This window comes from Streptococcus sp. HMSC064H09 (assembly GCF_001812625.1).
GTDB lineage: Bacteria > Bacillota > Bacilli > Lactobacillales > Streptococcaceae > Streptococcus.
On record NZ_KV809571.1, the window covers coordinates 21,036 to 40,002 of the forward strand.

22 protein-coding genes and 1 riboswitch are annotated in these 18,967 nt (G+C 38.9%); of the genes, 18 read left to right on the top strand and 4 right to left on the bottom strand.

The window, feature by feature from the left end:
* A partial coding sequence (locus tag HMPREF2867_RS03500) for a Bax inhibitor-1/YccA family protein (RefSeq protein WP_070575861.1) occupies positions 1-482 on the top strand: 482 nt, incomplete at its 5' end.
* A 36-nt stretch (positions 483-518) separates the two neighbouring features.
* Here HMPREF2867_RS03500 and HMPREF2867_RS03505 read toward each other — a convergent pair.
* Entirely contained in the window at positions 519-1,655 is a 1,137-nt protein-coding gene (locus HMPREF2867_RS03505) for a DUF5105 domain-containing protein (protein WP_070575863.1), read from the bottom strand.
* Positions 1,656-1,793: 138 nt separating this feature from the next.
* Here HMPREF2867_RS03505 and HMPREF2867_RS03510 point away from each other — a divergent pair, with 138 nt between their 5' ends.
* A complete protein-coding gene (locus HMPREF2867_RS03510) occupies positions 1,794-3,047 on the top strand; it encodes a diaminopimelate decarboxylase (protein ID WP_037597403.1) in 1,254 nt (417 codons plus the stop codon).
* A 32-nt stretch (positions 3,048-3,079) separates the two neighbouring features.
* Here the strand turns inward: HMPREF2867_RS03510 and HMPREF2867_RS03515 are convergent, their stop codons facing one another.
* On the bottom strand, positions 3,080-3,622 hold the full coding sequence (locus tag HMPREF2867_RS03515; RefSeq protein WP_060972193.1) for a TetR/AcrR family transcriptional regulator: 543 nt from the start codon (positions 3,620-3,622) through the stop codon (positions 3,080-3,082).
* A 245-nt stretch (positions 3,623-3,867) separates the two neighbouring features.
* Here HMPREF2867_RS03515 and HMPREF2867_RS03520 point away from each other — a divergent pair, with 245 nt between their 5' ends.
* The 10 genes from HMPREF2867_RS03520 (at position 3,868) to yidD (ending at position 10,014) form a co-directional block, all read left to right on the top strand.
* On the top strand, positions 3,868-4,119 hold the full coding sequence (locus tag HMPREF2867_RS03520) for a YneF family protein (protein ID WP_002883695.1): 252 nt from the start codon (positions 3,868-3,870) through the stop codon (positions 4,117-4,119).
* A gap of 63 nt (positions 4,120-4,182) precedes the next feature.
* Positions 4,183-4,998 carry a glutamate racemase gene (gene racE, locus HMPREF2867_RS03525; RefSeq protein WP_002889898.1) on the top strand — a complete coding sequence of 272 codons (816 nt, stop codon included), beginning with the start codon at positions 4,183-4,185 and terminating at the stop codon, positions 4,996-4,998.
* On the top strand, positions 4,991-5,965 hold the full coding sequence (locus HMPREF2867_RS03530; protein ID WP_070575866.1) for a nucleoside-triphosphate diphosphatase: 975 nt from the start codon (positions 4,991-4,993) through the stop codon (positions 5,963-5,965). The genes racE and HMPREF2867_RS03530 overlap by 8 nt, the downstream gene beginning before the upstream one ends.
* Positions 5,947-6,468, top strand: a complete 522-nt coding sequence (locus HMPREF2867_RS03535) for a metallophosphoesterase (RefSeq protein WP_070575869.1) — start codon at positions 5,947-5,949, stop codon at positions 6,466-6,468. The genes HMPREF2867_RS03530 and HMPREF2867_RS03535 overlap by 19 nt, the downstream gene beginning before the upstream one ends.
* A complete protein-coding gene (cbpB, locus tag HMPREF2867_RS03540; RefSeq protein WP_070575872.1) occupies positions 6,465-6,947 on the top strand; it encodes a cyclic-di-AMP-binding protein CbpB in 483 nt (160 codons plus the stop codon). The genes HMPREF2867_RS03535 and cbpB overlap by 4 nt, the downstream gene beginning before the upstream one ends.
* Positions 6,901-7,662 (top strand): site-specific tyrosine recombinase XerD, encoded by a 762-nt coding sequence (gene xerD / locus HMPREF2867_RS03545; protein WP_070575874.1) that lies wholly within the window; start codon positions 6,901-6,903, stop codon positions 7,660-7,662. Before cbpB ends, xerD begins: the two co-directional genes overlap by 47 nt.
* Complete coding sequence (locus tag HMPREF2867_RS03550; RefSeq protein WP_064525555.1) at positions 7,662-8,375, top strand: segregation/condensation protein A; 714 nt, start codon at positions 7,662-7,664, stop codon at positions 8,373-8,375. The genes xerD and HMPREF2867_RS03550 overlap by 1 nt, the downstream gene beginning before the upstream one ends.
* Complete coding sequence (gene scpB / locus HMPREF2867_RS03555) at positions 8,368-8,949, top strand: SMC-Scp complex subunit ScpB (RefSeq protein ID WP_060972187.1); 582 nt, start codon at positions 8,368-8,370, stop codon at positions 8,947-8,949. Before HMPREF2867_RS03550 ends, scpB begins: the two co-directional genes overlap by 8 nt.
* 91 nt (positions 8,950-9,040) lie before the next feature.
* A complete protein-coding gene (locus HMPREF2867_RS03560) occupies positions 9,041-9,766 on the top strand; it encodes a pseudouridine synthase (protein WP_002883686.1) in 726 nt (241 codons plus the stop codon).
* Positions 9,766-10,014, top strand: a complete 249-nt coding sequence (gene yidD / locus HMPREF2867_RS10900; RefSeq protein ID WP_002886534.1) for a membrane protein insertion efficiency factor YidD — start codon at positions 9,766-9,768, stop codon at positions 10,012-10,014. The genes HMPREF2867_RS03560 and yidD overlap by 1 nt, the downstream gene beginning before the upstream one ends.
* Before the next feature lie 22 nt (positions 10,015-10,036).
* Here yidD and HMPREF2867_RS03565 read toward each other — a convergent pair whose 3' ends face one another.
* Both HMPREF2867_RS03565 and trkA read right to left on the bottom strand, forming a co-directional pair.
* Positions 10,037-11,476, bottom strand: a complete 1,440-nt coding sequence (locus tag HMPREF2867_RS03565; RefSeq protein WP_002889908.1) for a TrkH family potassium uptake protein — start codon at positions 11,474-11,476, stop codon at positions 10,037-10,039.
* 6 nt (positions 11,477-11,482) lie between these two features.
* Complete coding sequence (gene trkA / locus HMPREF2867_RS03570) at positions 11,483-12,832, bottom strand: Trk system potassium transporter TrkA (RefSeq protein ID WP_037598979.1); 1,350 nt, start codon at positions 12,830-12,832, stop codon at positions 11,483-11,485.
* Between the two features lie 277 nt (positions 12,833-13,109).
* Between trkA and HMPREF2867_RS03575 the strand changes: the two genes are divergently transcribed.
* From HMPREF2867_RS03575 to HMPREF2867_RS03600, 6 genes are all read left to right on the top strand, one after another.
* Complete coding sequence (locus HMPREF2867_RS03575; RefSeq protein ID WP_002886541.1) at positions 13,110-13,619, top strand: tRNA (cytidine(34)-2'-O)-methyltransferase; 510 nt, start codon at positions 13,110-13,112, stop codon at positions 13,617-13,619.
* A 106-nt stretch (positions 13,620-13,725) separates the two neighbouring features.
* Positions 13,726-13,848, top strand: a riboswitch (FMN riboswitch).
* Positions 13,849-13,929: 81 nt separating this feature from the next.
* Positions 13,930-14,487 carry an ECF transporter S component gene (locus HMPREF2867_RS03580; RefSeq protein WP_070575876.1) on the top strand — a complete coding sequence of 186 codons (558 nt, stop codon included), beginning with the start codon at positions 13,930-13,932 and terminating at the stop codon, positions 14,485-14,487.
* Between the two features lie 2 nt (positions 14,488-14,489).
* Positions 14,490-15,140: a phosphatase PAP2 family protein gene (locus HMPREF2867_RS03585; RefSeq protein WP_070575879.1), complete on the top strand. Its 651-nt coding sequence runs from the start codon at positions 14,490-14,492 to the stop codon at positions 15,138-15,140.
* A gap of 178 nt (positions 15,141-15,318) precedes the next feature.
* Complete coding sequence (locus HMPREF2867_RS03590; protein ID WP_049545716.1) at positions 15,319-16,218, top strand: helix-turn-helix transcriptional regulator; 900 nt, start codon at positions 15,319-15,321, stop codon at positions 16,216-16,218.
* 174 nt (positions 16,219-16,392) lie between these two features.
* The gene (locus HMPREF2867_RS03595; RefSeq protein ID WP_070575881.1) at positions 16,393-18,489 is read left to right on the top strand and encodes a peptide cleavage/export ABC transporter; all 2,097 of its coding nucleotides are present in this window, start codon (positions 16,393-16,395) and stop codon (positions 18,487-18,489) included.
* A 110-nt stretch (positions 18,490-18,599) separates the two neighbouring features.
* The gene (locus HMPREF2867_RS03600) at positions 18,600-18,932 is read left to right on the top strand and encodes a DUF805 domain-containing protein (protein ID WP_002886546.1); all 333 of its coding nucleotides are present in this window, start codon (positions 18,600-18,602) and stop codon (positions 18,930-18,932) included.
* Positions 18,933-18,967 lie beyond the last annotated feature (35 nt).

Below are 18,967 nucleotides of genomic sequence, written 5' to 3' on the forward strand. Positions count from 1 at the left end.
TTTTGGCTAGCGGTGCTGCAAGAAGGAATACACCTGCGGCTCTACCTTTATTTTTGGTTTATTCTGCTCTGAATGGATTTACACTTAGCTTTATCATCGTACAATATACGCAAGCCATTGTTTTCCAAGCTTTCCTTAGCACTGCCATTGTTTTCTTTATCATGGCACTTATCGGAGTGACCATTAAGCGAGATCTATCAGGCATGGCCAAGTTCCTTATGGCAGCCTTGATTGGGATTATTGTGGCTAGCTTGATTAATATTTTCTTTGCAAGTAGCATGATGAGTTTTGTGATTAGTATTGTATCAATTCTTATTTTCTCAGGTTTAATTGCCTACGATAACCAGATGATTAAGAAGGTTTATTATGGTACCAATGGTCAGGTCACAGATGGATGGGCAGTTTCTATGGCACTTAGTCTTTACTTGGATTTCATTAACTTATTCTTGAATATCTTGCGACTCTTTGCTAGACGTAATTAGTAAAAAAATCAGCCAGATGGCTGATTTTTTTAATGTCTAATAGTTCTTTGTGAGTGTTCCTTGCTGACCTGTGTAAGCGTAGAAGAGTGGATAGTAATCCCATTTTCCGACATAGCTATCTTTATCTGGGAAAGCCCACTTGTCGTCTTTTTTGGTAAGCTCGACTGAGTAATTATCAAAGATATTTGTACCTTCAGTCTTTGGTGCTGATGGGTTTACTTCTTTGATTGAATTCGGTAGGTAAGTTTCCATGTAGAATTGTCTTGTCAGTTGGTCGACATTTCCAGCGTTAGCACCATTGCTTTGTAGGTAGTTTTTAAGTTCGTCTGTGAGATTTGGGTGATTAGCACCATAGGCATCGTCTGCAGCTTTCATACTGATAGTTGACATGCTGACATTGAATTCTGCCTTATCTTTAGCGACGATAATGTTGTCAACAGTGTAGCTGCCGCGTTCACGGTTAGCTGTTTGAACCCAACCAAAAACTTTTGGAACTTCATCACCGGTTGGTTTGATGTTATCAGTTGCATCATAGCTGTATTGAAGGCTATCTGAGAAATATTGGTTAAGTTCGCCCTTAGCTTTGTCCAAGTCGTTAGAAACAAATTTGCTGTAGTCTTTGCTTTCGCCACCTAGAAGAACTGCGTTGAAATAAGCATCAACAGCCTTTTTAACATTGGTAGTTGTTTTACCATCGAAGTCTTTTAGGTTAGTAGAAACAGTTTGTCCTTCTGTCTTCTCATCCTTTGATTCAAAATAGAGTTTATAGCTTTCGTCGTTGTTAACTTCGAAAAAGAGCGAGACAGTTTTGTAGTCGTCAGCTTCAAGCTTTCCAAAGTCATCTGTAGCATCCTCTACGTTCTTATTTTTGTTGAAGAGAGTAGGGAGGTCACCCTTGTCGATCTTGCTTGCTGTGACTTTTTTACCATCTTTATCTTTGAGGTAGAATTGTTTAGCAGATGTTTTGAGCTCATTTTCCATATCTTCCGAAGTATTCTCGAGTTTGAATGAGACTTCGACTAGGGTTTGGTCATCCTTGAGCTTGAGGTCGCTTCCTGACATATAGACAATATCGTTAACAGAAAGCTTAGCATCAAGTTTTGGCTTGGCACATGCTGAGAGCGTTAAGATGGCTGCTAGAGCAAGAGCCCCAGAGTAAAGATATTTTTTCATAAATAATCCCCCGTTATTTTATTTAGGTTATAGGTCTATTGTATCATGAAATATGCCTTGAGATTATTAGAAAATTGGGTTTCAAGCCTTTTCTTATGCTATAATAGGATTACTATTGTAAAAAAAATGGAGAATAAAATGACAAAAACACCTTTTATTGCAGCTGATAAACTTGAACAAATCACTGCAGAATTTCCCACACCTTTCCATCTTTACGATGAAAAAGGTATTCGTGAAACAGCACGTGCAGTTAATGCAGCCTTTTCGTGGAATCCGGGTTTTAAAGAATTCTTTGCTGTAAAGGCCACACCTAATCCAGCAATCCTCAAAATTTTGAAAGAAGAAGGGTGTGGTGTCGATTGTGCGACCGATACAGAGCTTGTCATGAGTAAGAAAATTGGTTTTGATAGTAGCGCGATTAGCTTTACATCTAATGATACACGTGCAGAAGAGTTTGTTTACGCGCGTGATATTAATGCGACAATTAACCTTGATGCTTATGAAGATATCTTTTTCTTGGAAGAGGCTGCAGGGCTTCCTGAAACCCTTTCTTTGCGCTTTAACCCAGGAGGTGTCTTCTCTCTTGGTACTGATATCATGGATCATCCTGAAGAATCAAAATTTGGGATGACTAAGGAACAACTCTTCAAAGGTTATGCCTACCTTAAAGAAAAAGGGGTGAAATCATTCGGTTTGCATGCCTTCTTGGCATCAAATACAGTAACGAATGAGTACTATCCAACCTTGGCTGCTCAATTGTTTGAATTGGCGGTAGAAATCAAGAATGAACTTGGAGTTAGTCTTGACTTTATCAATTTATCAGGTGGTGTTGGGGTAGACTATACACCGGCTAATAAGCAAAATGACATTGCTGTTATCGGTGAAGGGGTTCATGCTAAATTTGATGAGATCCTTGTTCCGAATGATCTTGGACATATCAGTATTTACACTGAACTTGGACGTTTCATGACAGCACCTCATGGCCTTGTTGTTACTAAGGTTCTTCATATTAAGGACACTTATCGTCGTTACGTTGGTGTAGATGCTTCTGCGGTTAACTTGCTTCGTCCAGCTATGTATGATGCCTACCACCACATCACGAATATGACTAATCCAGATGGTGACATTCAAGTAGTTGATGTGACAGGTTCTCTTTGTGAAAATAATGATAAGTTTGCTAAGAACCGTGAATTGCCAGAAGCTCGTATTGGAGATACCTTGGTTATCCACGACACAGGTGCACATGGTTTCTCAATGGGTTACAACTATAATGGACGTCTTCGTTCTGCAGAAATTCTCTACCAAGAAGATGGAACGGCTCGTATGATCCGCCGTGCAGAGACGATGAATGATTACTTTGCTACTCTTGATGGTTTTGATTTTGACATTTAACAAAAAATAAGCTAGGCCTTAAAGGACCTAGCTTATTTTACTTTAATGATTACAGCTTCAAGAATGATATCGGCTAACTCCTCAGGGGATTCGACACAGCCTTCTTTGAGCCAGAGTGTTAAAATGGTAACAATAGTGCTAACATAAATTTCCAATGAATATTTGGCAGGAATATGATAGCTTTGTTCCATGAGCTCTGTAACATTTTCGATATCAGAGTTAAGGATGGTCTCGATAATGAATTCACGAATCATCTCATTGATGTTTGGAATGTGTGTCATTAAGGTGAGACAGAGTCTTTGATTTTCCTTAAGATATCCTAGCATTTCAGTAACAACACCCTCTTGGTAGGTCATGTCTTCCTGAAGAATACTTGAAACTTTATCTAAAATCTTTGAGAAGGTTGTTTCAACCAAATCTTCTTTATTTGAATAGTAGTAGTAGAAAGTTGGTCTGCTGAGATTTGCCTTCTTGATGATGTCTGTGATGCTGATTTGTTCGAGTGAACTCTCTTCTAAGAGTTCAATAAATGCGTTGACAATTTTTCGTTCGGAAATAGTTGCTTCCTTGAGCATAAATAAACCCCTTTATATAAACATAATAATAATTCCACAACTTATATAATAACCTATTTTTTTTCTAGAAATCTTACAAGTCCTTTACAGTTGTAAGTGAAAAATACTGAAACTCTCATTTTATCGATATTTTAAACGAAAAAACTTTTTTTCTATACGTTTTTAAGAACCAACGTCTTATTTGTCAGTAGGGTCCATTTTTGCTATAATATAAGGTAAATCAACGTTATAGGAGAATTAAATTTATGAACACCGTCCTTTGGATTATTCTTGTTTTTGTAGCCCTTTTAGGTGGTTTTTATGGAGGCGCATACTTTGCCCGCAAACAAATGGAGAAAGAATTGGCTGAAAATCCTCGTTTGAATGTGGACGCTGTTCGTACCATGATGTCGGCTGCGGGTCAAAAGCCAAATGAAGCAAAAGTGCGTCAAACATATAACCAAATTATCAAACAACAAAAACAAGCACTTGCAGATAGCAAGAAAAAGAAAAAATAATGGTGGGGAGCTGGGACGTGAATCTCAGCTTTTTACATGTAACCTAGGGGATAAGGAGGCAAGATGGATAATCGACCTATAGGATTTTTAGATTCTGGTGTCGGAGGACTGACGGTGGTACGTGAACTTAAACGTCAGTTGCCTCACGAGTCTATTGTTTATATTGGTGACTCTGCTAGGGCGCCGTATGGTCCTAGACCAGCAGAACAAATCAGAGAGTATACCTGGCAGTTGGTTAAATTTCTTCTGACCAAAGATGTAAAAATGATCGTTATTGCTTGTAATACGGCAACAGCAGTAGTTTGGGAGGAAATCAAAGGAGCCTTGGATATCCCAGTGCTAGGTGTGGTTTTGCCTGGTTCTAGTGCTGCCATTAAGTCTAGTCAATCGGGTCATATTGGCGTCATTGGGACTCCTATGACGATTTCCTCTAACATCTATGAACAAAAAATTAAGCATCTGGCACCACAAATGAATGTCTTGAGTTTATCTTGTCCTCGCTTTGCCCCTATTGTTGAATCCAATGAAATTAACTCAAGTGTGGCTAAAAAGATTGTTTATGAGAGCATGGCACCTTTAGTCGGTAAGGTAGATACCTTGGTTTTAGGTTGCACCCATTACCCACTTTTACGTCCTATCATCCAGAATGTTATGGGGCCAAGTGTCAAGCTAATTGATAGCGGAGCTGAAACGGTTCGTGATGTTTCCGTTTTGCTCAATTATTTTGAAATTAATCGTAGCCGTGAAGTCGAAGACAAGACGGAAGAATATTACACCACAGCTAGTGTGCTTGGTTTTAAAGAAATCGCAGAACAATGGCTGGGTGAAGAAGTTGCTGTCCAACATGTCGATTTGGACAAGGAGTTAGAAAATGACTAAATCAATTTTAGAATATAAAGACGAACAAGACTGGTATTTGGCTAGTTTTGGAAGCTACAATCACTTGACTTGTTTTGGTGGTGATGAGGCCTATGAACAATTTGTTGACCTTTTCCAAGCCTTGACTAACGTTTTGGCTGTTAGTGGTTTCCAGCTACATATTGCTAAACATTCTTCAGACCTTCGCTTGGTATCCTTTATTTTGGATTGCTTGAAAGAGGAAACTGGTCGTGACTTAGCTGTTACGCAACATCAAGGGGCCTTGGTAGTTAGTGAAGGAGATAAGCTTGTCTATGTTTATGTGCCTAGAGAAGGTGTCACCTTGAGTGATTTCTTTGGTTCTGATAACAAATCAGATTTTGGTGATGTCCTATTGATTGCGACCCGCAATGAAGGAAAAACTAAGGAATTTCGTAAACTATTTGGAAAACTAGGCATTAAGGTAGAGAATCTTAATGATTATCCAGACCTTCCTGAAGTTGCTGAAACAGGTATGACCTTTGAGGAAAATGCACGCTTGAAGGCGGAAACCATTTCTGAATTAACTGGTAAAATGGTCCTCTCAGATGACTCTGGTTTGCAGGTAGATGTTCTTGGAGGTTTACCAGGCGTTTGGTCTGCACGCTTTGCAGGCCCTGATGCCACAGATGCTGAAAATAATGCTAAATTATTGCATGAGCTCGCTATGGTGCTTGATGATAGCAAACGTACGGCGAACTTCCATACAACCCTAGTTGTTGCAGCACCTGGACGTGATAGTTTGGTTGTTGATGCCGACTGGAAGGGTTATATTGGCCGAGAACCTAAAGGTGACAATGGTTTTGGGTATGATCCTCTCTTTTTAGTTGGTAATACGGGTAAAACAGCAGCAGAGCTTTCTGCAGAAGAGAAAAATGAACAATCTCACCGTGGACAAGCTGTTAAGAAACTTATGGAGGTCTTCCCAGCATGGCAGAACAAACAATAATCGTAATGAGCGACTCCCATGGGGATCGTGATATTGTAGCAGATATAAAAAATCGTTATCAAGGAAAGGTGGATGCCATTTTCCACAACGGAGATTCGGAGTTAGAATCAAGTGATCCTGTTTGGAAAGGTATCCATGTAGTTCGAGGAAACTGTGATTATGATTCAGGTTATCCAGAACGTTTGGTCGTTAAACTTGGAGATGTGATTATTGCACAAACACATGGTCATCTCTATGGCATTAATTTTACCTGGGACAAGTTAGATCTTTGGGCGCAACAAGAGGACGCTGATATTTGTCTTTATGGCCACTTGCATGCGGCAACAGCTTGGCGAAATGGTAAGACAGTGTTTATCAACCCAGGTTCTGTTTCACAGCCACGTGGACCTATCCATGAGAAACTTTATGCTAAGGTGATTATAAACAGTTCAAAAATTCGTGTGGAATATTACACACGTGACCATGAACTTTATTCAGAACTTACACAGGAATTTGAACGATGATTGCTAAAGAATTTGAAGATTTTTTGTTGGCTCGTTTAGATAATTATTTAATTCCATCAGATCAGGTTGCTATTTTTATTGATAGTCATAACGCTGATCATGTGGTTTTGCTTTTGACGAGTAACGGTTATTCGCGCGTTCCCGTTTTGACTAAGGATAAGCATTATCTTGGGACCATATCTTTGACGGATATTAAGCGTTATCAAGATGAACATAACTTGCAAGAGTGGGAGATGGTTAACCGTGATGTCGGGCCGATGACATCAGATGTCGTGGAAACAGTGGAAGATAATGCTAATCTAAACGAGGTAATGCATAAGCTAGTTGATAATCCTTTCCTTCCTGTGGTTGATAGCCAAGGTATTTTCAAAGGAATTATCACACGAAAATCGATTCTAAAGGCGGTTAATAGCCTCTTACATGACTTTACACATGACTATATCATCATTCCAAAAACAACTGACAACTCAGATCACTGATTTTCTGGCTACTAAGGTCATTTCAGAGAGTTCAAAGCAAGCTTATACTTATGATCTTAAGCAGTTTACAACTTTGATTTCAGGACAAATTGATCAAACCACTTTAAAGCTCTATGAAAACCAACTCAAGGAATGGAAGCCATCCGTACAAAAACGTAAGCGCTCTGCGGTCAATCAATTTTTACTATATCTCTATCAAAAGGGTGAATTAGCGAAATTTTTCAAACTATCAGAGATGGTAACGCTACCTTCTCAGGAGGATAAGTTGCAGATACTGGATCTTTCGTCGCTTTACGAGGGACGTGAAGGGGCTGGGAAACTGGCCTGTCTGCTGATTCTAGAGTTGGGGCTCTTGCCTTCAGAGATTTTGGAGTTGGACTGGTCCGATATCGACTTGGATTTTGGTGTTGTAACTGTGGCCAAGGGAACGACTAAGCGTGTTCTTAGACTTGAAGCAGATTTGAAACAGTATTTGTTGGCTATTAAAGATGTGAACAGTCAGGGATTGCTTTTGGGTAAGGTCTATACTCGACAATGGCTGTATAAGCAAATCCAGACTTATGTTAGTGACTGTGGCTTATCGAATGTGACTGCTCAAGTCTTGCGTCAGCAATTTATTCTTATACAAATTGAAAAGGGAACGGGCGCCTTTGAACTTGCTCGTTTACTGGGACTAAAAAGTCCAGTGACCTTGGAGAAATACTATAAAATCTAATGGATATTAAGTTAAAAGATTTTGAGGGGCCACTGGATTTGTTGCTCCATCTGGTTTCTAAGTATGAGGTAGATATTTACGATGTCCCCATTGTTGAGGTTATTGAGCAATACTTGGCTTATTTGGCAACCTTGCAAGCCATGAAGCTTGAAGTTGCTGGGGAATATATGCTTATGGCTAGTCAGCTCATGCTGATTAAGAGTCGTAAGCTTCTGCCGACAGTGGTGGAAGCTGAGCCAGAAGCAGATGATCCAGAACTAGAGCTCTTGAGTCAGTTGGAAGAATATGCACGCTTCAAAGCAGCTAGTCAAGAGTTGGCTAAGCAGCATGAAGTGCGAGCTCAGTATTTTTCAAAACCAAAAGTTGAATTAGTTTATGAAGATGTGACGCTGAATCAGGATAAGACCATTCAAGACATTTTCTTGGCTTTTTCAAAAATCATGACTGAAAAGCAAGAAGAAATTCGGCGAAATCACACGACCATTGCGCGTGACGATTATAAAATTGAAGACATGATGCTGATTATTGAGGAAGCATTTGGCTCAAAAAATGAGCTATATCTGGATGAACTTTTCACAGATGCTAAAGATATGAATCAAGTAATCACCCTCTTTTTGGCAACTCTTGAATTGATTAAGGTACATCGCATATCAGTACAACAGGAAACAATTTTTGGCACAATCACACTAAGAAAGGAATGGACGAATGAGTAGTCACTTAGCACGATTAGAAGCTTTACTTTTTGTGGCTGGTGAAGATGGTCTTAGTCTACGTACTATGGCACAGCTTTTGGAAATGCCAGTGACGGGTTTGACTCAGTCTTTGGAGAAATTGCAAGCTAAGTACGAGGCAGATGAGGATTCAGCTCTGTGTTTATTGGAATCATCAAATACCTATAAGTTAGTGACTAAACCAGATTTTGCAAGTCTCCTTCGTGACTATTCTAAAACGCCTATTAACCAGAGTTTATCACGAGCGAGTCTTGAGGTCCTCTCTATAGTTGCGTATAAACAGCCCATTACTCGCGCTGAAGTCGATGACATTAGAGGTGTTAATTCTAGTGGTGCTATTGCTAAACTTCAGGCCTTTGATCTTATTCAAGAGGCTGGTAAAAAGGATGCTGTCGGTCGTCCTAACCTATATGCGACTACTGATTATTTCCTAGACTATATGGGCATTAACAGTTTAGACGAGCTTGTGGCCATTGATCAACTAGAACTTGAAGAGCAAGAAACGAGTCTCTTTAGGGAAGATACTTCAGAGGAGCTTGAGGACTTGGACAATTAAGAGTAAACCTTGTTGAAACTAATCATTAAAAATAAAGAAACATAGCAGAGATGCTAGGTAGAAAGGATACAGCTTAAGCTGTAGAAAAAGAATGCGAATTAATAAATATATTGCCCACGCTGGTGTGGCCAGCCGTCGTAAGGCTGAGGAACTGATTAAAGAGGGTCGTGTGACCCTAAATGGTAAGACCGTTACGGAATTGGCAACAATTGTCAAAAATGGTGATATTGTAGAGGTAAATGGTAGCCCAATTTATAATGAAGAGAAGGTCTATTATCTTCTTAATAAACCACGAGGGGTTATTTCTTCGGTATCTGATGAGAAAAATCGTAAGACGGTGATTGACCTCATGCCCCACGTTAAGGAACGTATCTATCCTGTTGGTCGTCTTGACTGGGATACGACGGGGCTTCTTATTTTGACTAATGATGGTGACTTTACCGATAAGATGATTCACCCACGTAATGAGATTGACAAGGTTTATTTGGCGCGTGTCAAAGGTATTGCGACCAAGGAGAACCTTCGTCCTTTGACTCGTGGTGTGGTCATTGATGGTAAGAAAACAAAACCAGCACGTTACAATATTATCAAAGTAGACCATGAAAAGAACCGTTCAGTTGTTGAATTGACAATTCATGAAGGACGTAACCACCAGGTTAAGAAAATGTTTGAATCAGTGGGCTTGCTTGTTGATAAGTTGTCACGTACGCGTTTTGGTACCCTTGATTTAACAGGGCTTCGCCCAGGTGAATCACGCCGTCTGAATAAGAAAGAAATCAGTCAGCTTCATAACGCTGCTGTCAATAAGGTTAAATAATGAAAAGATTTCTGATTGCCTTAGTAAGGGCTTATCAGAGATGGATTTCTCCCCTATTTCCACCCTCTTGCCGTTTTCGTCCAACTTGTTCGGTTTATATGATCCAAGCAATAGAAATGCACGGTTTAAAGGGAGTTCTTATGGGAGTTGCCCGTATCTTGAGATGTCACCCTTTATCAGAGACTGGCGATGATCCGGTGCCGGATTATTTTAGTCTAAAACGTAATAAAACTCCTTTGGATAAATGAATCCAAAGGAGTTTTTCTATGCTTAAGTTTTTGACCAAGTTTTTGGCAGGAAGAGGAGTAGTAAAGGATAAATTTCCAAACGTCCTGCAATCATAGCAAATCCCATGATAAGCTTAGACAAAGGACTGAAAATAGCAAAGCTATCACTCGTTCCAAGTAAAGGTCCAATATTGTTAAAGGTTGAAGCAGCAGCGCTTGTCACAATCAAGAGGTCTTGATTATCCAGTGATAAAACAGTGACTAAACTTAGTATAATGAGTACATATACAGCTAAATATTTAAGAACACTGTGTTGAGTTTCTTTATCGAGAACACTTCCATTGATATGAAGTGACAGGATACGATTAGGATAGAGACTAGCCAGGGTCTGATTTCGTGCAATCTTAGCAATAATCATAGCACGGATAATCTTGAAACCACCGGCAGTAGAACCTGCTGATCCCCCGATAAACATCAGGAGGAGTAGGATATACTGAGAAAAGAGTGGCCATTTGGTAATATCCGTTAGACCAAAACCGGTTGTTGTGATGATAGTTGACACTTCGAAAAATGAGTATTTGAAAGAGTCAGCCAAATTGTGGTAAATCCCAAAAATATTGAGGAAAATCAAACCTGTTGAAATAGCCACAATCGCAAAGTAGGTACGTAGTTCTTCATCTTGGAAGAAAAACTTGATTTTGCGAAGGAGGATATAGAAATAAAGGTTGAAGTTAACCCCAAAGAGTAGGGTACCAACAGTAACCACATAGGTAATCAGATCACTGTGGTAGTGGGCGATAGAGTCATTATAGACAGCAAATCCCCCAGTACCTGCGCCCCCCATAGCAGTGATGATACTATCAAAGATTGGCATACCGCAAAGCCAGAGAATAACAGCAAAAATAACAAACATAGTCAGATAGATGATGTAAAGAATCTGAGCTGTATTTTTGAGCTTGGCAACGACTTTACCAAATACTGGACCAGGCACCTCTGCACGCATAACCTCATGGTGACCATTTTTACTGTTGTTCATGATGGCTAGGGCAAAGACCAATACCCCCATCCCTCCAATCAAGTGGGCGAAGCTTCGCCAGAAAAGTAGGGAGTGGGTAAGTACTCCAGTATCTGTGAGAATAGTAGCCCCCGAGGTTGTGAAACCAGAGCTCATCTCGAAAAAGGCATCAATGACACTTGGGATCTGACCAGCAAAGACGAAGGGCAATCCTCCAAAGAAAGACCAGAGCACCCAACAGAGGGCTACAATAAGCATTCCTTCTTTGGTGTAAATATGGTAGTTCTTCGGTTTAAAGAGAGTACCAAGCACCCCGAGAAAGAGGAGAATCCCCATCGTACCCAAGATGCTGGCAAATACTTTAGCATCTTCTTGATAAATAAGAGCGACGATAAGTGGCACAACCAAGAGAGCAGCCTCAATCAGTAGGAGCTTGGCAATAAGAAAACGGACAATAGATCGATTCATGGCAGCTTACCTCTTCAACAAGTCGTAAATGTGAGTTACATTTTGTAAGAGTGTAACGACCACGATTTTATCCCCAATAGCGAGTCTGTCTTCTCCTGTTGGGAAAATAGATTTTCCATTGCGGATAATAGCAGCGATAAGGACACCGTTAGCAAATTCAAGCTCAGAAAGTTTCTTTCCAGCGATTTTGTTATTTTCCTTAATTTGGAATTGCAAGGTTTCGATACGACCATTAGCCACATGGTGAAGGGCATCAAGACTAGAGTCTTTGGCATTAAAACGCCCGCGTACAAAGTGCATTACAGTGTCAACAGCGATACTCTTAGGAGTGACAATTGTTGTTGTCTCACGTGGATCGATAATCTCTAAGAGACTAGTACGGTTAACCTTAGTAATATTCTTGTGAATACCGAGGCTTTCGAGGAACATAGAGGTAATGATATTTTCCTCATCTACTCCGGTTAGGGTAGCTACGGCATCATAACTGGCTGCACTTTCCTCGAGAAGAAGGTCTTTAGCAGTACCGTCACCTAAGATAACAGAAACTTCAGGGAAGACCTGACTAAAGGTTTGCGCACGGTCCATTTTTTGCTCAATCAATTTGACCTTAATACGATTGTTTTTCAAGATATTGAGCAAGTAGTAGGAGATGCGCCCAGCACCAATCAACAAAAGTTTTTTGATGCTTTTTGGCTTGATGTAACTGTGGAAAAGTGCCATATCAACACGTTTACCAGTGACATAAATCTTATCCCCAATTTGCATGGTAGCATTTCCATCTGGAATGATGAGTTCACCCTGACGGTGAATCGTACAAACTAGAATATTGCCGAATTTCCTACGGAATTGTTCCATTGTCATACCAGATAATTGGCTATTTTCAGTAACTTTAAATGCCATAAGAATAACGCGTCCATTAGCAAAAGTTTCAACTGATAGGGCGTTTGGAAATTCAACTGTATTGGCAATATAGCGAGCTGTTAAAAGTTCAGGGTTAACTACTAATGAGAATCCAAGAAAGTTCTTGTCTTTGAAATAAGCATTAGAGTATTCTGGGTTACGTACGCGAACAACAGTTTCTTTGGCACCCATTTGTTTAGCCAGAACTGCTGAAATCATGTTCACTTCATCTTTATCAGTCATCGCGATAAAGACGTCACAGTTGCTAACTTCGGCTTGTTCCAAAATTTTAAAATTAGCTCCATTTCCAGCAAAGCCCATAACATCATAGCGTTTGCTGAGGCGTTTGAGGACCTCTTCCTTTTCTTCAATTAAAATAACATCGTGCTTCTCTTCAACAAGAGAACGACAGAGTGCGGTACCGACTTTACCGGCACCTACGACAATAATACGCATGAGTTACCTCCAAATAATCATTACTATGATACTCTATTTTAGCGGAAAAATCATCCTTTTCAGCTAGCTTTATCAACTATTCCTATTTAAGTGAATAAAGGTGAAATTTTTCTTTAAATTGTCTTGACTTTTAGACCAGAAGTGCTAAAATATATTCAAAGATTCGTTATTTTAAATCTAACCTGTCATGATTTAAGCTAATGAACGTCCACAACCATGTCGTCTGCTGAGCTTGACTCCGGGCGACATGGTATTTTTTATGTCTAGGAGAATTGAGATGTCACGTAATCATATTGTCTTGTTTGAACCTCGTATTCCACAAAACACCGGAAATATTGCACGTACCTGTGCAGCGACTAATAGCCCTCTTCATATCATCCGTCCTATGGGCTTTCCAATTGATGACAAGAAAATGAAACGTGCAGGTTTAGACTACTGGGATAAGCTTGACATCACTTATTATGACAATTTGGCAGATTTCATGTCTAAAAATCGAGAGGGGCGTTTGCATTTAGTCACGAAATTTGCGGATAAGACTTATTCAGAAGAGGCCTATGCCGATGGTGAGGACCACTATTTTATGTTTGGTCGTGAGGATACAGGCCTACCTGAAGATTTTATGCGTGAGCATCCTGAAAAAGCTATTCGTATTCCGATGAATGATGAACATGTGCGTAGTCTAAATGTGTCCAATACTGTTTGTATGATTGTTTACGAAGCGCTTCGTCAGCAACAATTTGAGGGGCTAGAGCTGAGTCACCGTTATCAGCATGATAAGTTAAAATAGATACTTTATTTTGTTTTAAAAGAATAATTATAGTCATTGACTATCAACAGATTAGAAATCCATAATTTGAAAACCTTGTCACCAAGGTTTTTTTATGTTATCCTTAAAAGGTCTTCAGGGCAGGGTGAAACTCCCGACCGGCGGTGATTCTTTGGATAAGTCCGCGAGCGCAAGCTGATGAGGTGTGATTCCTCAACCGACAGTATAGTCTGGATGGAAGAAGACCAGTCTTTTTGCGTAGGCTTTTTTTGGCATGGGCAAATCCATTGGGAACTTCTTTCAAATTGTTAAAATTTGGAGGAATTTTTTTATGACAAACACACGTAAATTGGCTTACATTGCCATTTTATCCGCAGTTTCATTCTTGTTGCTTTATTTTTCATTTCCATTGATTCCAGCAGCAGATTTTTTGAAGGTTGATTTTTCAATCCTTCCTGTTCTTATTGCCTTGGTTATCTTTGATTTTAAGAGTGCCATTGGTGTTCTCTTGCTTCGTTCATTGTTGAAGCTCTTGCTAAACAATGGTGGACCAGGATCAATGATTGGACTTCCTATGAATTTTGTTGCTCTAGGCGTCTTTGTTTGGGGCCTAAGCTATTTTTGGAAGAAAAATCAAACAAGCAAGAATTATATTCTTGGTTCTGTTTTAGGAACTGTTTTGCTTACAGTTGCTATGGTTATTCTTAACTATTTTTATGCAGTACCACTCTATGCTAAATTTGCCAACTTTGATATTGCGCAATTTATAGGTCTCTATAAATACCTTTTCGCTATGGTAGTACCTTTCAATTTACTTGAAGGTTTGATTTTTGCGGTAGCCTTTGCTTTGATTTATGCTCCACTTAAGTCTAATCTAGTAAAATTATAAATATGAAACACACACACACACATTATATTTATGCTTCTTTTGCCTTATTGTTATTTGTTGCTCTCGGTTATATGGTTAAGTTCTACCCTGAAGTCTTGACAGGATTTGATAGCAACATTCAAACTTGGGTTCGAGGAGGCTTACCAGCAGGATTGACACGCTTTTTTAAAACTATTACCATGCTTGGGAATACGCCTGTACAGGCTATTATTGCAATCGTAGCAGTCATCTGGCTTTATCTACGTCAGTATAAATCAGAAGCTATCTTTGTGGGAGCCAGTGGGCTTCTCGCTAGTATCTTGATTGTAAGTTTGAAGTATATTTATCAGCGTCAGCGTCCATCAATTACGCATTTAGTGCATGCTAGTGGTTATTCTTTCCCTAGTGGTCATTCTTTGGGAACTTTTATGATTCTTGGAGCAATTGCCATTGTCCTTGCTCAGCGTTTGGAGAAAAAAGAATCTAAAATAGTAGTTTATGCTATTACTGGGCTTCTGATTTTCCTTGTTGGACTTTCGCGTATTTATGTAGGAGTTCATTATCCAACAGATGTTTTAGCTGGCTTTACCTTAGCCTTTGGGTTGCTTAATGCTATTTATCCAACTTATGATCGCATTCGCTTTGAATGGCGATTCCAAAGTAAACAGAAATAAAAAAACATGTAGTTTTAAACTGCATGTTTTTTTGATACAAAGGAAGGTCTTTCCTATATAAAATGTATAAAAATAGCTTATTTTCACTATTGTTCTGTTAAAAATGCATTAACTGTATTTTAATTGTATTATAATTATGATATAATGTTTTTAAAATTTTGAAATAAAGGAGTGTCTCTTGAACATAAAAGACAGCATTGGACTAAGAATCAAAACTGAGCGTGAACGCCAGCAGATGTCACGTGAAGTGCTATGTTTAGATGGTGCGGAATTGACTGTTCGTCAGTTAATTCGCATTGAAAAAGGGGAGTCGCTCCCGTCTTTGGATAAATTATCTTATATTGCAAAACGTCTAGGAAAAAATATGACCGATTTATTGGATCATGATAATATTACTATCCCTGACGAATACTACGAGATGAAGAATCGTCTGATTAAGTTTCCAACGTATAGAAATCCAGAAAGAATAAAGGCTAAACTTGCCTTAATTGAGGAGGTCTATGAGAAATTCTTTGAACTTCTCCCAGAAGAAGAATTGTTAACTCTAGATATTTTGGAAAATATTTTGAGTTTTACTAGTTGGGAAGAGAGTCCTAAAGTTGAGGAGATATATGAAGACTTGTTTGAACAAGTCAAAAGGAAGAGGAAATTCTCAACTAACGATTTATTAGTTATTGACTACTATTTCTTCCATCTTTATGGAAGAAAACAGTATGATAAAAAACTTTTTGAAAGAATCGTAAAGAGAGTATTAAATCAGGAAATTTGGACAGATGATGTCTATAATATTGTTTTGTTTAATGATTTGATGGCTATCGCTGCTTTGAAGATTTTTCACAATTCCTTCTCAGACTTCTTAACAGTTGTGGATAAAGCCTTGGCTGTTATAGAAAAATCACAATTCTATAGCTATAAACCTAGTGTTTTTGTTCTCAAAGCCAAATATGAACTTCTTCATAAAGGAAACAAGAAAGAGGCTGCAGAAAATTACGATAAGGCCATAATGTTTGCTTCCGTTTTAGAAGACTCGGTACTAGAAGAAAGTATAAAGGCAGGTAAAGCGGCAGATGGTTTATAGAAATGGTGGTGACATAAATGTCACTACTTTTTTAATGGTTAAATGTTTACTATAGAAACATAAATAACAGTTAAAAGGAGTTTTATTTTGAAAAAACTAAAATTATTTACACTATTCTCACTACTTATCACTATCTTGCCTTATTTTGCAGGTTGTCTTTAATAAGGAGTCACCATGTCAAAATATCCATATATTTCACAGGTTGATCAGCGTGATTGTGGTGTCGCTGCCTTGGCCATGATTCTTAAACACTATGGTTCATCTTATAGTTTAGCTTATTTGCGAGAGTTGGCTCAGACTTCTCGTGAAGGTACTTCTGCGCTTGGTTTGGTGGAAGCGGCCAAGCAGTTGGGTCTTGAAACTCAGGCTATTCGTGCGGATTTAGACTTGTTTAAACAAGGAAACCTATCTTATCCTTTTATTGTACATGTGGTTAAAGAAGGTGGGCTGCAACATTATTATACGGTGTTTGGTCAAATCAAGGGGCAGCTTGTTATTGGTGATCCAGATCCTAGCAAGAAGGTCATTAAAATGCCCTTAGAGGAATTTGCCAAAGAGTGGACGGGAGTTGCTCTCTTTTTTGTTCCAGGAGAAGCCTATACTAAATACAAAGAAGATGTACCTGGACTTCTTTCATTTTTACCAATTTTGTTTCGTCGTAAGGGGTTGATTGCAGTTATTGTCTTATTAAGTTTTCTAGTGACCCTTGTTAATATTATTGGTTCTTATTATTTGCAAGCTATTATCGACCGCTTGATTCCTCAGGGGGCCTATAATCTTCTGACCATGATTTCGCTAGGCTTATGTATCTCTTATCTTGCTCAACAAGTTTTTACTTTTTTCAAAGATTATCTTCTACATCGATTGGGTAATTACCTGTCCATTGCTGTCATTCTTCCTTATATCAAGCATGTCCTTTCCTTGCCTATTAGTTTCTTTAGTTCACGTCGTACTGGTGAAATCACGTCACGTTTTGGAGATGCCAACACTATTATAGATGCTCTAGCTTCAACGATTTTATCGATTTTCCTAGATGTGACCATTGTGATGACTCTAGCTGTGGCTCTTATTGTACAAAATCAGTCACTTTTTTTGATGACTCTCACGGTAGTTCCTCTTTATGTTTTAATCATTCTGGCATTCTATAAGCTTTTTGAAAAAGAAAATTATCAATTGATGGAGGCAAATAGTCAGGTCAATACCGCTGTTATTGATGATTTGCGAGGCATTGAAACCTTAAAATCCTTGAGGGTTGAGGAAAGACGTTATCGGGAAATTGAGGTGAAATTCCATGACTATTTGAAGAAGTCCTTGTCTAAGGCCAAGTGGCAATTAACGCAGGATGGGTTAAAGACAGGGGTTCAGTTAGTTTCTAATGTCTTTATCCTCTGGTATGGGGCACAATTGGTTATGGAAGGGCAACTATCTGCAGGTCAGTTGATTACCTATAATATGTTGCTCAATTATTTTACAACTCCTTTAATTAATATCATCAATCTCCAATCTAAAATTCAGCAAGCCAAAGTCGCCAATAATCGTCTTCAAGAAGTTTATGTTGTGGACAAGGAAGAAAAAGGAAAACTTAAAGAGTTATCTTTTAAACAACTTGCTTTTAAAGGAGTCAGTCACCGTTTTAGTTATCAGCAAGAGACTCTTAGTAAGATTGATTTAACGATTCATAAGGGTGAGAAAATCGCCCTCATGGGTAAAAGTGGATCTGGAAAAACGACCTTAGCTAAAATGTTGTCAGGTTATTATACGAAATCTAGTGGTCATGTAACCCTAGATAAAGATGCTATTAGCCATGCGGAGTTGCGTCAAATGGTGACTTACGTTCCCCAGCAGACCTATGTGTTTACGGGAACCATTTTAGAAAATCTGCTATTAGGATTTGAAGGAGAAGTTGACGAGAAAAAGCTTCTTAAAGTTTGCCAACAAGCTGATATCTTAGAGGATATTCAAAAAATGCCACTAGGCTTTCAGACCCAAGTATCTGAAGACGGTGGTCTATCAGGTGGTCAAAAACAACGCTTGGCTATAGCGAGGGCTCTCTTGTCCAAGCAGCCTATCTTGATTTTTGACGAAGCTACCAGTGGTCTCGATAGTGATACTGAAAGTAGGGTCATGGCTAATCTTGCTAAGATTAAACGAACAATGATTTTTATTGCTCACCGCAATAGTGTACGTCAACATGTCAGTCGTGTAGTGACCATGGTGAGTGGCCAGATTGAGTCAGACAGTCCTAATTTCAATCTATTCCAGTTTATTTAAAATAATCTTCCTATTATATATGTAGAAAACTTAAGAAGTCTAAATTTTCACATCTTGCACCTATCTTATTAATATAGTATACTGGTAGCAGACTATTAAGAGGTGTAAACATGTTAGAGGCATATAAAAATTTTTGGTTAGGCTATCTCGATTTTTATGGTCGTACAAAACGATCAGACTATTGGTGGGTTGTCTTGATTAATGGAATTATCGGTAGTTTGATTTTCCTACTGATGGACTTACTTGGGGAAACAAGAGCTGCTGGCTTTACATTGACAGCTTTCATTCTATTTATAGCAGCAACGGCGCTTCCGACCATTTCTATGCAGATTCGTCGTCTACGTGATGCCAATTTCAATGTTGCTTGGATTGTATTAAAAGCGACACCACTCCTGGTAGTGCTTTGGGTGATGTATGCCTTTCCTACAAGAGATTCAAAATAACTCCAATATAAAAAGGGTGAAACTAGTTAATCTAG